Origin of the sequence: Neorhizobium alkalisoli (genome assembly GCF_007829835.1) — a bacterium.
GTDB lineage: Bacteria > Pseudomonadota > Alphaproteobacteria > Rhizobiales > Rhizobiaceae > Neorhizobium.
This window is the reverse complement of the sequence record NZ_VIWP01000001.1, coordinates 113998-126028: the sequence shown is the minus strand read 5'-3', so window position 1 is coordinate 126028 and position 12031 is coordinate 113998. Positions and strand designations below refer to the sequence as shown.

Annotated in this window: 14 protein-coding genes; 2 read left to right on the top strand and 12 right to left on the bottom strand. The window is 60.1% G+C overall.

What is annotated here, in order from left to right:
• Positions 1 to 5 precede the first annotated feature (5 nt).
• The 7 genes from FHW37_RS00610 to pcaD all read right to left on the bottom strand — a co-directional run bounded on the left by FHW37_RS00610 (position 6) and on the right by pcaD (position 6014).
• The gene (locus FHW37_RS00610; RefSeq protein WP_145631252.1) at positions 6 to 869 is read right to left on the bottom strand and encodes a branched-chain amino acid ABC transporter permease; all 864 of its coding nucleotides are present in this window, start codon (positions 867 to 869) and stop codon (positions 6 to 8) included.
• Positions 870 to 995: 126 nt separating this feature from the next.
• The gene (locus tag FHW37_RS00605) at positions 996 to 2171 is read right to left on the bottom strand and encodes an ABC transporter substrate-binding protein (RefSeq protein ID WP_145631250.1); all 1176 of its coding nucleotides are present in this window, start codon (positions 2169 to 2171) and stop codon (positions 996 to 998) included.
• Positions 2172 to 2311: 140 nt separating this feature from the next.
• The gene (locus FHW37_RS00600; protein WP_145631248.1) at positions 2312 to 3373 is read right to left on the bottom strand and encodes a 3-carboxy-cis,cis-muconate cycloisomerase; all 1062 of its coding nucleotides are present in this window, start codon (positions 3371 to 3373) and stop codon (positions 2312 to 2314) included.
• Between the two features lie 52 nt (positions 3374 to 3425).
• Entirely contained in the window at positions 3426 to 4043 is a 618-nt protein-coding gene (pcaG, locus tag FHW37_RS00595; RefSeq protein WP_145631247.1) for a protocatechuate 3,4-dioxygenase subunit alpha, read from the bottom strand.
• 2 nt (positions 4044 to 4045) lie between these two features.
• Positions 4046 to 4786: a protocatechuate 3,4-dioxygenase subunit beta gene (pcaH, locus tag FHW37_RS00590; protein ID WP_145631244.1), complete on the bottom strand. Its 741-nt coding sequence runs from the start codon at positions 4784 to 4786 to the stop codon at positions 4046 to 4048.
• Between the two features lies 1 nt (position 4787).
• Positions 4788 to 5213 (bottom strand): 4-carboxymuconolactone decarboxylase, encoded by a 426-nt coding sequence (pcaC, locus tag FHW37_RS00585; protein ID WP_145631242.1) that lies wholly within the window; start codon positions 5211 to 5213, stop codon positions 4788 to 4790.
• A 9-nt stretch (positions 5214 to 5222) separates the two neighbouring features.
• Positions 5223 to 6014 carry a 3-oxoadipate enol-lactonase gene (gene pcaD, locus FHW37_RS00580; RefSeq protein ID WP_145631240.1) on the bottom strand — a complete coding sequence of 264 codons (792 nt, stop codon included), beginning with the start codon at positions 6012 to 6014 and terminating at the stop codon, positions 5223 to 5225.
• 92 nt (positions 6015 to 6106) lie between these two features.
• On the opposite strand from pcaD, the gene pcaQ reads away from it, so the two are divergent.
• Entirely contained in the window at positions 6107 to 7033 is a 927-nt protein-coding gene (gene pcaQ, locus FHW37_RS00575) for a pca operon transcription factor PcaQ (RefSeq protein WP_145631238.1), read from the top strand.
• On the opposite strand, the gene FHW37_RS33985 is transcribed toward pcaQ, so the two are convergent.
• Together FHW37_RS33985 and FHW37_RS00565 are read right to left on the bottom strand one after the other, a co-directional pair.
• Positions 7017 to 7220, bottom strand: a complete 204-nt coding sequence (locus FHW37_RS33985) for a hypothetical protein (protein ID WP_246690621.1) — start codon at positions 7218 to 7220, stop codon at positions 7017 to 7019. The two genes, pcaQ and FHW37_RS33985, sit on opposite strands and share 17 nt — an antisense overlap.
• A 351-nt stretch (positions 7221 to 7571) precedes the next feature.
• Positions 7572 to 7904, bottom strand: coding sequence for a hypothetical protein (locus tag FHW37_RS00565; protein ID WP_145631235.1), 333 nt, complete (start codon positions 7902 to 7904; stop codon positions 7572 to 7574).
• A 145-nt stretch (positions 7905 to 8049) separates the two neighbouring features.
• On the opposite strand from FHW37_RS00565, the gene FHW37_RS00560 reads away from it, so the two are divergent.
• Positions 8050 to 9306, top strand: coding sequence for a glycerate kinase type-2 family protein (locus tag FHW37_RS00560; protein ID WP_145631232.1), 1257 nt, complete (start codon positions 8050 to 8052; stop codon positions 9304 to 9306).
• Positions 9307 to 9312: 6 nt separating this feature from the next.
• Here the strand turns inward: FHW37_RS00560 and FHW37_RS00555 are convergent, their stop codons facing one another.
• From FHW37_RS00555 to FHW37_RS00545, 3 genes are all read right to left on the bottom strand, one after another.
• On the bottom strand, positions 9313 to 10218 hold the full coding sequence (locus FHW37_RS00555) for a S1C family serine protease (RefSeq protein WP_145631230.1): 906 nt from the start codon (positions 10216 to 10218) through the stop codon (positions 9313 to 9315).
• Between the two features lie 189 nt (positions 10219 to 10407).
• Positions 10408 to 10935: a DUF992 domain-containing protein gene (locus FHW37_RS00550; RefSeq protein WP_145631228.1), complete on the bottom strand. Its 528-nt coding sequence runs from the start codon at positions 10933 to 10935 to the stop codon at positions 10408 to 10410.
• 153 nt (positions 10936 to 11088) lie between these two features.
• Positions 11089 to 11976 (bottom strand): helix-turn-helix domain-containing protein, encoded by an 888-nt coding sequence (locus FHW37_RS00545; protein ID WP_145631226.1) that lies wholly within the window; start codon positions 11974 to 11976, stop codon positions 11089 to 11091.
• Positions 11977 to 12031: the final 55 nt, after the last annotated feature.

Below are 12031 nucleotides of genomic sequence, written 5' to 3'. Positions count from 1 at the left end.
ATCCGTCACTTGAGGCGCCCCATCAGTCCGCGCGGGAAGAGCGTCACGATGACGATGACCGCAAGATAGAAGAAGAATTCGCCATATTCCGGCGCGAGATAACGCCCCGTCGTATCGATCGCGCCGAGCAGGAGACAGGCGACCAGCGCACCGGAAATCGAGCCGGCACCGCCGATCGACACGACGACAAGGAAGGTCACCATGTAGCGCAGCGCATAATAGGGCTCGACCGGCAGAAGTTCCGCACCGAGGACGCCGCCGAGTGCGGCAAGGCCGATGGCGACCGCGAAGCTGATGGCATAAACGATCTCGGTACGCACCCCGAGTGCCGCCGCCATCGCAGCATTATCGACCGCAGCGCGGATCCTGATTCCAAAGGACGTCCGTTCGATCAGGAACCAGAGTGCAAAGGCCACGACAAGGCCAGCGCCAATCGCGAAAAGCCGGTGAATGGCAATAGACCGGAAGCCGAGATCGACCGAGCCACTCAGCGAAGGCGGCAATGGTACGGTCTTCAACGTCGGCCCGAAGACGAAATTGGCAATGCCGATGACGCAGAAGGTAATCCCGATCGTCATCAGCACCTGGGTCAATTCCGATGCGCCATAGATGCGGCGATAGAGGAAACGCTCGACCGGAATGGCGATGGCAATCGTGCCGACGACCGCAAGCAGGACTGCAAGGCCGTAATGCAGACCGAGATCGCGCGCCGCATAGGAGGCGAGATAACCGCCAATCATGGCAAAGGCGCCATGGGCCAGATTCACCACCCGCATCAGGCCCATCGTCACCGACAGCCCGATCGAGATGACGAACAGGATCATGCCATAGGCCAAGGCATCTATGCCGATGCTCAATACAGTCTGCATGAAGAATTTCCGCAACTTGTTCCGAAAGACGTTTCTGCCCGAGACGGCAGGAAACCGGTTCGTCTACCCGAGAGAACGACCGGATTGTTGGCAGCCCGCCCCGCGGGAGCGGGCCGCCGGAAGGCCTTACTTCTTGGCTGCGGCGAGCCCTGGATCGCCCTGCTTTTCGAAGGTCCGGATTTCCTTGTTGTAATATTTCCCGCTCGCATCCTTGGCGACTTCGCGCAGATAGATGTTCTGCGTGATATGCCGGCTCTCGGCGTCGATGACGACAGGACCGCGCGGGCTTGTCCAGGCAAGTCCCTTGACGGCGGCAACGGCGGTCGCCGCGTCCTGCTTGCCCTTGGTCGCTTCCACCATCTTCGAGATCACATACATGCCGTCAAAGGCACCGACAGCCGGGAAAGACAATTCGGCGGGATTGCCGATTGCCTTTTCAGCGGCAGCCACGAAAGCCTTGTTTTCCGGGCTGTCATGCGAAACGGCATAATGGAAGCTGGTCTGCAGGCCGACACCGGCATCGGCCAGCGCCGGAAGGTCTGATTCCTGGGTCAGGTCGCCGGTCGCATAAAACTTGATGCCGGCCGTCTTCAGGCCATTGTCGTTATAGGCCTTGACGAAGGCGAGCGTCGGCGGGCCGGATGGCAGGAAGGTGAAGAGCGCTTCCGCGCCCGAATCCTTCACACGCTGCATCAGCGGCGCGAAATCATTGGTGTTGAGCGGCATGCGAATCGACTCTACCACCTTACCGCCTTCCTTCTCGAACGCCGTCTTGAATGCGTTCTCGGCATCGATGCCCGGCCCGTAATCGCTGACGAGCGTGATCATCTTGGACGCGCCGGCTTCCTTGGCAACCTTGGCGATCGGCGTTGCCGTCTGCCAGGTCGTGAAGGACGTACGCACGACATTGGGGCTGGCCGAAACGATCGCCGAAGTTGCCGCGTTCATGACAACCATCGGCACATTGCCCTGCTGCAGAAGCGGAGCAGCGGCCATCGCATCGGGGGTGAAATAGAAGCCTGCGAGATATTGCACGCCTTCCTTGACAATCAACTCCTGGGCAAAAGCCTTGGATTTCGCCGGATCGGCCGTCGGAACGTCACGGTAGACGACCTCGATCTGGTTATCGCCGACCTTGTTGCCATTGATGGCAAAGAAGGCGTCGATCCCTGCCTTGAAGTTCTTGCCCTGCAGCGCGAACGGTCCGGAAAACGGTCCGATGACACCGACCTTGATCGTATCCGCATAAGCGGCACCCGACATCACGGCGAGTGCAAAAACAGTCGTTAGAAGCTTCCTCATATGGCCCTCCCTTGCCCATCGCCACCACGGCGATCCGCTATCTCATCTTTCGCAGCTTTGCATGTCTTTCGGCAATGCAAAACAAATTTCAACCAGGCCGACATGCCGACTGCGCAGCACACCAATGCGTGATCTCGCCTTCAATCTCCGTCCCGGCCGATGGACCTGATATTGCCCACCAGTTCCAGTGCCAGCCGCAGGCCGGCACCCGTCGCCATCACCATGCCCGGCAGGATCATCCATTCCAGCGTCCAGGCGGCGCCCGAACGTTCCTGCTCGTGGATCATGGCCTGCTGCATGCCGGAAGCCTGAACCGCATTAAAGCGGCCGATCGCGACCAGCGCCTCGGCCGCCACAGGGTTCTGCTTGTGCGCCATGGTCGAAGAAGCGCCACCGCCTGCAAGTGCGATCTCACCGCCCATCTGCGCCAGAAGCGCAATGTCCTGACCGATCTTGCCGAGGCTGCCCGAAATCATCGCGAGAATGCCGGAAAATTCGACGAGCCGATCCCGCTGGCTCTGCCATTGTGGGGCATCCGAGAGCGACAGTTCTGCGGCAAGTGCGAGACGAATTGCGGCAGCCTTCGTGCTGAGTTTTTCTAGCGTTCCGACAGCACCACCGAACTGCACGGCAAAGCCATCCGCCGCAAAACTTTCCAGACGCTGCCGGTGACGCACAAGCGGGTCGCGCCAGGCGCTGATCCGGTCCGATACTTTAATCGGGAGTGCCGCCTGCATACGGGTATGGCCCATCAGACGGCGTTCGCCAAACTCCTGATCGCCATCATTGAGCCGCGCTTCCAGCACGGACAGGCGACCTATGAGCAGCAGGCATCCCTGTTTCAGGCGCAACATCAGCGCGGTGTCGATTACATCCTGGCTGGTCGCGCCGAAATGCACATGGGCGCCGGCCTCAGGCCCGACCGCATCGCGCAATTGCCGCACGAGATCAGGCACCACGACCCCATCCCTCGCCGTGCCTGCACGCAGTGCATCGATATCAGGCACGAAACTGCCACAGACGGTCGCGATATGTTCGGCGGCGGAAACCGGAATGAGGCCTAAATCCGCCTCGGCACGCGCCAAAGCAGCCTCGAAAGCAAGCATCGCATCCACTTCGGTCGTCACCGAAAACAGGTCCGCGATCTCGGCATCGCCAAGAAGGCCTGACAGATAGGGATGCTCGAAAACCGAGACGCTCATGAAATCCTGCTCAAAGACTATTGCTTGAATGGGCTGCTGACGACCAAAGCGATCAGATATCGAAAAATACCGTCTCCTTGTCACCCTGGAGATGAATGTCGAATGTCACCGTATCGCCATCCCGTTTGCCGATCAGGGTCGGCACGCGAACCTTGTGCTCGATCCGCGCCAGCACCGGATCCTCGGCATTTGCGGCTTCTTCATCGGAAAAATACATGCGGGTATGCAGACCGAGATTGATGCCGCGTGCGACGATCCAGAAGGTCACATGCGGCGCCATCAGGCGGCCATCGCGGAAAGGTACGCGCCCCGGCTTGATCGTCTCAAATAAGAATTCGCCGGTCGCCATGTCTCCCGGACAGCGCGCCCAGCCGAGGAAATTCGGATCCGCCTTGCCGCGGGTTTCCGAAGGGCTGTTGTAGAAGCCATCGGCATCCGCCTGCCAGATCTCGATCAGCGCGTCCTTGAGCGCGGTTCCGCCGCCGTCATAAACGAAGCCGCGAATGGTGATCCGCTCGCCGCGCGTATCGGCATTGACCATCGGACCTGAACCGAGATCCTGTGCATAGACACCTTCTATGCCGACGAAATTCGGCGTGCAGCCGATATGGACGTAGGGACCGGCGGTCTGGGAAGGCGATTCCTTCAGATAATTCAGCGACTGCGCCATGGTCAGTTCCCCTCCAGACGGTTTTCGAACAGGGTCGAGCGGCGGCCACGCAGGACAATGTCGAATTTGTAGGCCCGCATGTCATGGGGAATGGTGGCGTTCATATCGAGCGCCGCGATCAGCTGCTCGATCGCCTGTTTGTCGGGGATCGTCTTGACGATCGGGCAGATCCAGATCATCGGATCGCCCTCGAAATACATCTGGGTAATCAGCCGCTGGGCAAAACCGTGGCCGAAAACCGAGAAATGAATATGGGCTGGCCGCCAATCGTTGACGCCGTTCGGCCAGGGATAGGCGCCGGGCCTGATCGTCTTGAAAGCGTAATTGCCATCCGCATCGGTGATCGTGCGGCCGCAACCGCCGAAGTTCGGATCGATCGCCGCGAGATAACTTTCTTTCTTGTGACGATAACGGCCGCCGGCATTGGCCTGCCAGAATTCCACTAGCGCGCCTTCGACGCCACGGCCACGCTCATCCAGCACCCGGCCATGCACCAGAATGCGCTCGCCGATAGCCATTTCGCCCGGCTTCGCGTAATTGACGATCAGGTCATTGTCGAATTCGCCGAGAATGTTGTGGCCGAAGACCGGCCCGGTGATTTCGCTTTTCGTGCCCTCGAGTGAAATCAGCGCCCGCTGCGGCGAACGGAGAATGGATGTCTTGTAGCCGGGCGTATAGGCCGGCGGATGCCACTCGCGATCGCGCGCGAAAAACGGCGTGGTTTCCGGCAGCGTGTTCTTCATCTCACTCCTCCGCGGCTGCCTTCGCAGCCTCCCCTGCAGCATCCATTTCGGCATAGGTCGCCTTGGCGATCTTGAAGGCATGATTGGCGGCCGGCACACCGGCATAGATCGCCACATGCATCAGCGCCTCGCAGACATCCTCCCGAGACGCCCCCGTATTCTGCGTCGCGCGAATATGCATTGCCACTTCTTCATGCTGACCGAGCGCAGCGAGCAGAGCGATCGTGACGACCGAGCGTTCCCGCTTGGTCAGCTGTGGGCGCGACCAGACGGATCCCCAGGCGCTTTCGGTGATCAGTGTCTGGAACGGCTCGTCCAGTGGCGTGATATTGGCAAGCGAGCGTTCGACATGGGCATCCCCGAGCACCGCGCGGCGCGTCGCAAGTCCCTGTTTGTAAAGATCCGATGGAGACGATGGCACGGCCATATCCAAATCCTATTCGACTGCTTCGAGGAAATCGCGGATCAACGCCGCATAGGCCGCCGGCGCCTCGACGCAGGGGATATGCGCCACAGCGTCGATCACTTCGTAACGGGCACCGGGCACCAGATCCGCCAGCGATTTGACGACGGCGGGCGGCGTCGACCCGTCCTCGCTTCCCGCGATGCAGAGAACCGGCACAGCGATGCGCTTCGCCTCTTCGGTAAAATCGGCGTCGCGGATGGCCGCGCAGGTTCCGGCGTAACCGGACACAGGCTGCCGCACCAGCATGTTGCAATATCCCTGATAGGCGGCATTGTCGGGCGAACGGAAGGCAGGCGTGAACCAGCGCTCCATGATCGCATCGAGAATGCTGCTAATGCCGCCCTTTTCCACGGCGGCAATCCGGCCTGCCCACATTTCGGCCGTGCCGATCTTGTGCGCGGTATTGGAAAACACCAGCGCCTTCACCAGATCCGGTCGTGTCGCATAAAGCCCCTGGCCAATCAGCCCGCCGACGGAAAGACCGACGACGATAACCTTGGTCAATCCGAGATGATCGAGCAAGCCGGCAAGATCGGCGACATGATCAGCGATCGCATAAGGCGGCGAGCCGAGATCCGAGAGACCGTGACCACGCTTGTCATAGGTGAGGATCGTGCAGTCACCGGCGAGCTTCGGCACGACATGATGCCAGATGCGGCTATCGGTTCCGAGCGAATTAACGAAAACCACCACCGGCCCGCCATTTTCGGCGCGCTGGATATCGTAGTTCACGACAATGCCGTTGATATCTGCAAACTGCATCAGATCCTCCTCCCACCGAAGTGATGCCACTGGCCGTTGGTTAGGTAAAATGATAATTTTGCGCCATTACTTAACCAAGTGGTTATACGAAAATGTCCCAATCCCAGATAAAATTCAGGCATCTCACCACATTTGTCGAGGTGGCGCGGCAGAAGAGTGTCGTCAAGGCGGCAGGAATTCTCAGTGTCAGCCAGCCGGCCATTACCAAGACTATTCGCGAACTCGAAGATGCGCTGGGCGTCTCCGTCTTCGAACGTGATGGACGCGGGATAAGGCTGACACGCTACGGCGACGTTTTCCTGCGCCATGCGGGCGCGGCACTGACTGCCTTGCGTCAAGGCATGGATTCCGTGTCACAGGAACTCCTCAACGCGGTACCGCCGGTCCGGGTCGGCGCGCTCCCCACCGTTTCGACCCGCATCATGCCGCACGCCATGTCGCTCTTTCTTGCGGAAAAGACAGGCAGCCAGGTGAAGATCGTCACCGGCGAAAATGCCGTCCTGATGGAGCAGCTTCGCGTGGGCGAACTCGACCTCGTCGTCGGCCGACTGGCTGCGCCGGAAAAGATGTCGGGTCTCTCATTCGAACATCTCTATTCCGAACAGGTCGTCTTCGTGGTACGCGCCGGCCATCCTCTTCTTGAACGGAAAGCTTCTATTTTCGAGAACATGGCCGATTTCCCGGTCCTGATGCCGACACGCGGCTCGATCATCCGCCCCTTCGTCGAACAGTTTCTGATCGCCAACGGCATAGGCGGCCTGCCGAAACGCATCGAAACGGTCTCAAGCGCTTTCGGACGCGCCTTCGTGCGCTCAAGCGATGCGATATGGATCATTTCGGCTGGCGTCGTTGCAACCGATATCGAGGACGGAATTTTGGCGACGTTGCCGATCGATACGCGGGAAACCCGCGGCCCGGTCGGCTTGACATTGCGCACCGACACAAGCCCTTCGACGCCGCTCACGATTCTGATGCAGACGATCCGCCAGGCAGCGGCGGAACTTACGCCTGCGCCCTGAGAGCGTCCCGGTCGGTGGTCGCGGAGAGGGCCGCTGGTCCCGCTTCGATCTTTTGAACCTCGTCGCCACAGAAGAGGATGACATATCGCCCTTCACCTTCCGCATGTTGCGCCCAGCGGTCGAGATCGGACCGATAGGGCTCCTGCGTAAAGATATCCGGATGGTCGGGGTCAACGAGAATGGTCAATTGCGGCCCCTGCTCGTAAACAAGCATATGGGATGTGAGCGGCCGCCAGGTATCCGGCAGCGTCTCATCCGTCATCCAGCGACAGAGGAAATCACGGCAAAGCGTTGGTCGATCAGCATAAATCGCGCAGCCCGTTCCTGTGCAATTATCGCACCACACATCGGCCGGCTTCGAAAGGCTTTCGATTTCTGGCAAACGGCAACAGAGCGTACAACTGCCGCAGGAGCGGATGGGTATCCGATTTTCAGACTGCGCCACGTTGGTTTTCCGCCTTTGAAGACCCAGCCGCCGGGACGGCCAGGCCCTCAATGCCCGGAATAATGGGCCTGCGCAAGGTTGGGGATGACGACCTCAGCCAGCCCGCAATTCCGGAAACCGCCGGCGCAGTTCGACAGCGGAGGCGATCACGGCATCGTCCGCCTGCAGCGTCACCGAAATATTGTCGGCGACATTCAGCGTCTCTTCGAAATGCACAGGCACCTCCCGTCCACCCTCGCAGACGAGCACGGCTTCCTTGCGAAAACCCTGCCGAAGCAGCCAGTCGCGTGGCGCGGTGAGACTGAGCGCGACACGATAGGCGCCGTCATCATTTTTCTGAGCCTTGAGCTTGTAGGTTACGGGCGAACGGTTGCCGTCTATGTCGATCTGACCGGTGTGACCGCTGTCTTTCAGATATTCCGCCATCGGCTTCAACTCCTTGTTCTTCATGTCACTGAAGCAGAACCGATACCGATTCCGTTTGTTCCGCTGTTGATGGATATGCGGATCAAGCCCTGTTGACGCCTGTCAGGTGCCGTGATCGAAAGAACGGGCAAGAGGAGTGGAATTCATGCAGGATCGTGACCTACTGGAAGCGCTGTTCAGGGCAGCCGTCTCGGCTGCGGAACCGGTCACGGGCATAACCAAACACCTGCCGGAACCGCCTGCAAACGGACGCACGGTTGTCATCGGTGCCGGCAAGGGAGCCGCCCAGATGGCCGCAGCCCTCGAAACGCTCTGGCCTACGGAACTCTCCGGTATTGTGGTGACACGTTACGGTTACGGCTGCCCGACACGGTCCGTGGAGATCTTGGAAGCATCCCATCCGGTGCCGGATGCGGCCGGCCTGATGGCGTCGAAAAAACTGTTTGCCGCCATATCGGACCTTTCCGAGGACGATCTCGTCATCGCGCTTGTCTGCGGTGGCGGATCGGCACTTCTGCCATCTCCTCCGCCGGGCCTCACGCTCGATGACGAGATAGCGCTCAATGAAGGTCTGCTGGCGTCAGGCGCGCCGATCTCGGCCATGAATGTGGTCCGAAAACATCTGTCCACGATCAAGGGCGGCCGGCTTGCCGCAGCCACGAAAGCACGGGTGGTCAGCCTCATCGTCTCAGACATACCCGGCGATAATCCCGCCTTCGTCGCCTCCGGTCCGACAATCCCGGATGTGAGCACCCGCCAGGATGCGCTTGCAATCATTGAGCAATACAGGCTCGACCTGCCCGCCGCCATGATCGCCCATCTGCATTCACCGGCGGCCGATGCGCCGAAACCCGACGATCCGATTTTCGCGCGTCACACGCATCACATCATCGCCTCGGCCGGCGTGTCGCTCGAGGCCGCCGCAGATCTCGCACGAAATTACGGAGTGACGCCGCACATCCTGTCCGATGCGATCGAGGGAGAGGCCCGCGACGTGGCGCTGGTTCATGCGGCACTCGCCCGCGAAGTGGCCGTCCACGACAGGCCTTTTACAAAACCCTGCATTCTTCTGTCGGGCGGGGAAACGACGGTCACTCTTCGCGGCAAGGGCGGGAAAGGTGGGCGGAACGGTGAATTTGCGCTGGCTCTGGCACTCGCAATCGACGGCTACGACATCATTGCGCTGGCCGCCGATACCGACGGTATCGACGGATCGGAAACCAATGCCGGCGCCTTTGCCGATGGAACGACCGCCCGCCGGCTTGTCGCGGCGGGTCTTGAGGGCCGAAAATTGCTGGATCGCAATGACAGTTTTTCCGGCTTCGAGGCTATCGGCGATCTGTTTTCGACGGGGCCAACCGGCACCAATGTCAACGATTTTCGCGCAATCCTGATCCGCTAGCTGAAGTTATTGCAGCTGCGGCTTGCGCAGAAAATCATTGCGATCGGCGGATTTCACCCGCAACCAGGCCTCTCGCCCGTCGCGCAGAACCCGGATCGGGATTTCGGCGCCCGGAGGGCCGCTTTCCCAGACTTTTCGATAAAAATCGGCAAGACCGTCGACCTCGCCATCCCTGATTTCCGAGATGATATCGCCGCGCCGCATGCCGGCTTTCGCTGCCGGGCCGTTTTCGGTAACGCTCATGACGACGACATCGCCATTGTTTTCCGCCGAAAAGGCGCCGAGCCATGGCCGAGGCGGCCGGTTGTATTCGCCCTGGTTCAGCAGATCGTCGAGGATCGGGCGCAAGAGATTGATGGGCACGGCCATGTTGATGTCGGCGATCTCGCCGCCCTTGCTCATCTGCAATCGCAGCGAACCGACGCCGACCAGCTTGCCGTCCTTGTCGACGAGCGCCGCACCACCCCAGGACGGATGCGCCGGGGCGGTAAAGATCGCCTCCTCCAGCAGATATTCCCAGTAGCCGGCGAATTCCTGCTTGGCGACGATATTGCCGCGAACATACTGCCCTTCGCCATCGATGAAGAGGATCGGGTCTTCGACCTGGGTGGCGTCGGAATCACCGATCTCGAGCGCCGGCAGCTCCAGCGGCGCGAGCGCCTGGACGAGACCGAAACCGCTCTCCTGATCATAGGCCATGGGGTGACCCGGAACGACGCGGCCATCACCGCAATTGATCCAGACATCTTCCGCTTCGGTGATGAGGTAACCGATCGTCAGGATCAGTCCGTTTTCGCGGATGACGATGCCGCTGCCTTCGCGGCTCGTCCCGAGCGTGCCGGCGGTAAAAGCATTCTCCGGTATGGAGGCCCGCACAGAGACGACGGCGCTTAGAATTTTGTCCATATCCATGATGTCACGTCCCAGAAAGCTTACTCACGCAACGTTTCCGATGCGCTGCACAAAACCGCAGGTGACAAAGGTATGACTTAGGATAGCCGGCTTCAAGAGCATCCGCCTGTGAGAGCCACGGCACAGCCCAAAACAAAAAGCCTCCCCTCAAAGAATGAGAGGAGGCTTTTCAAGCGATCTACGAATGGATTATTCCGTCGGCGAAAGCGTCAGAGACGTACCTGTGGCGGCAACGTTGAGGCCGAGCTGGCCGGTCACGCTGATCGTCTGCAGATGGATCGAGCCGGACGTGCCACCGACCAGAATGTTGGTGCCGACACCAGCGCCGACCGTGACTTCTGCCGTGGCGCCCTGGTAGAGGCCACCGAGCGAACCATGGTGATAACCGGCGGTCGGCGCGAACACGGCCCAGATCAGGCGGCTGCGCGTGGTGAAGCCGAGATCGACGCCCATCTTGCGGACGACGCCGGTGTAATGATCGAGCGGCTCGCTGCCGACCGTCGAGCTGAATACGCAATCGGCTTCCTTGGCGGAGCCGAGAACGTAACCAACGCCACCGTCGATGGTGCAATCGAGATAGCCGATGCGAACGCCGCCACGCTGGTCAGGCTGTTCGGCAATGACATTTCTGCGCGAGATGACATCGGCCGAATAGGCCGATACGGCCGTCAACACCACCGGCAAAGCGGCGACAGCCGCGACAAGAGTCTTATTCATCCCTGTACTCCTTAAATTTTTTTATACTGCCCGTCATTCGCATCACATATGCAACGCTGGCAGCCGAGGGTAACGCATATGCGGTCGAAATGATCCCGCAGTGCCAACACGAAATGTCACGATCATGTCTTCTTCGTGAGCATGGCTCGCGATTTACATCACTGTCCCCAGCCTCGCACGCTCCTCGTCCCGGTAATGGCTGGGCGTCCTGCCTGTGCGCTGGCGAAAGCAGCGCGAGAAATAGGCCGCATCCGAAAAGCCGAGTTCTTCGGCGACGTCCTGGACGGTCGAGGATGTGAAGATCAATGCCCGGCGCGCCTCTTCGATCACCCGCAGCATGATTCGATCATGGACGGTCATGCCGGTCACCGTCTTCACCACGCGATTGAGGTGTGTGGGCGAGATTGCCAGCAGATCGGCATAGGCCTGCGCCGTCAGCTGCCGGCGAAAATGCTCTGCGATCAGATCGTCGAGCCGCTCCGTGGTCACGGATGCCGGGGAGCGCTCTTCACCCCTGCCCTCATTGGCGGCCGTCCGGCCGAGCAGAACCACGATCGCATTGAGATAAGCCGCCATCAGGGCATTGCTTCCGGACCGCCGAGCCTCGAATTCCGAAAGAAGACGCAGGAGCGTGGTGTCGAGATAGTCGGCATCGGCACCTTGATCGAGGCGGATCACCCTTGGGCGTGCAAGCCAGTCCATCAACCCGGCGGCAAGTCCGGCGCCATGCATCAGCCGATCGGCGATCAGGGTGATGATGAGGCCATCGACATCGCGCGAGAATCGGAACCCGTGCCGGCAACCCGGCGGCAGCGCAACGACGCATGGCGGCTGCAGAGGCACCGTCTCGTTTTCCAGCAGCGCGTCGCCGGAACCTTTCCTTATGTATAGGAACTGCTGAAAGCTATCGTGCCGATGAAGCCCTATCTCCCATCGATGGACACTGCTGCGGCTGGCAATCGTTTCGCAATGCAGCCAGAAATCCGGCCTTTCGGAGCGGCTTTCACCATAGAGATCATAGGTCGGAACGAGCTTCTTCACGCTGCCCTCCTCCAGGCTGCAGATGTTCGTTTTGTCCTATAACTTGGCTCTTCTG

Coding starts and splice junctions, on each gene's coding strand:
- pcaQ (WP_145631238.1), top strand. CDS start 6,107: ATGTCCCAATCCCAGATAAAATTCAGGCATCTCACCACATTTGTCGAG.
- pcaH (WP_145631244.1), bottom strand. CDS start 4,786: ATGAAGAACACGCTGCCGGAAACCACGCCGTTTTTCGCGCGCGATCGC.
- FHW37_RS00555 (WP_145631230.1), bottom strand. CDS start 10,218: ATGGATATGGACAAAATTCTAAGCGCCGTCGTCTCTGTGCGGGCCTCC.
- FHW37_RS00550 (WP_145631228.1), bottom strand. CDS start 10,935: ATGAATAAGACTCTTGTCGCGGCTGTCGCCGCTTTGCCGGTGGTGTTG.
- FHW37_RS00610 (WP_145631252.1), bottom strand. CDS start 869: ATGCAGACTGTATTGAGCATCGGCATAGATGCCTTGGCCTATGGCATG.
- pcaG (WP_145631247.1), bottom strand. CDS start 4,043: ATGGCGCAGTCGCTGAATTATCTGAAGGAATCGCCTTCCCAGACCGCC.
- pcaD (WP_145631240.1), bottom strand. CDS start 6,014: ATGCAGTTTGCAGATATCAACGGCATTGTCGTGAACTACGATATCCAG.
- FHW37_RS00565 (WP_145631235.1), bottom strand. CDS start 7,904: ATGGCGGAATATCTGAAAGACAGCGGTCACACCGGTCAGATCGACATA.
- FHW37_RS00600 (WP_145631248.1), bottom strand. CDS start 3,373: ATGAGCGTCTCGGTTTTCGAGCATCCCTATCTGTCAGGCCTTCTTGGC.
- pcaC (WP_145631242.1), bottom strand. CDS start 5,213: ATGGCCGTGCCATCGTCTCCATCGGATCTTTACAAACAGGGACTTGCG.
- FHW37_RS00605 (WP_145631250.1), bottom strand. CDS start 2,171: ATGAGGAAGCTTCTAACGACTGTTTTTGCACTCGCCGTGATGTCGGGT.
- FHW37_RS00560 (WP_145631232.1), top strand. CDS start 8,050: ATGCAGGATCGTGACCTACTGGAAGCGCTGTTCAGGGCAGCCGTCTCG.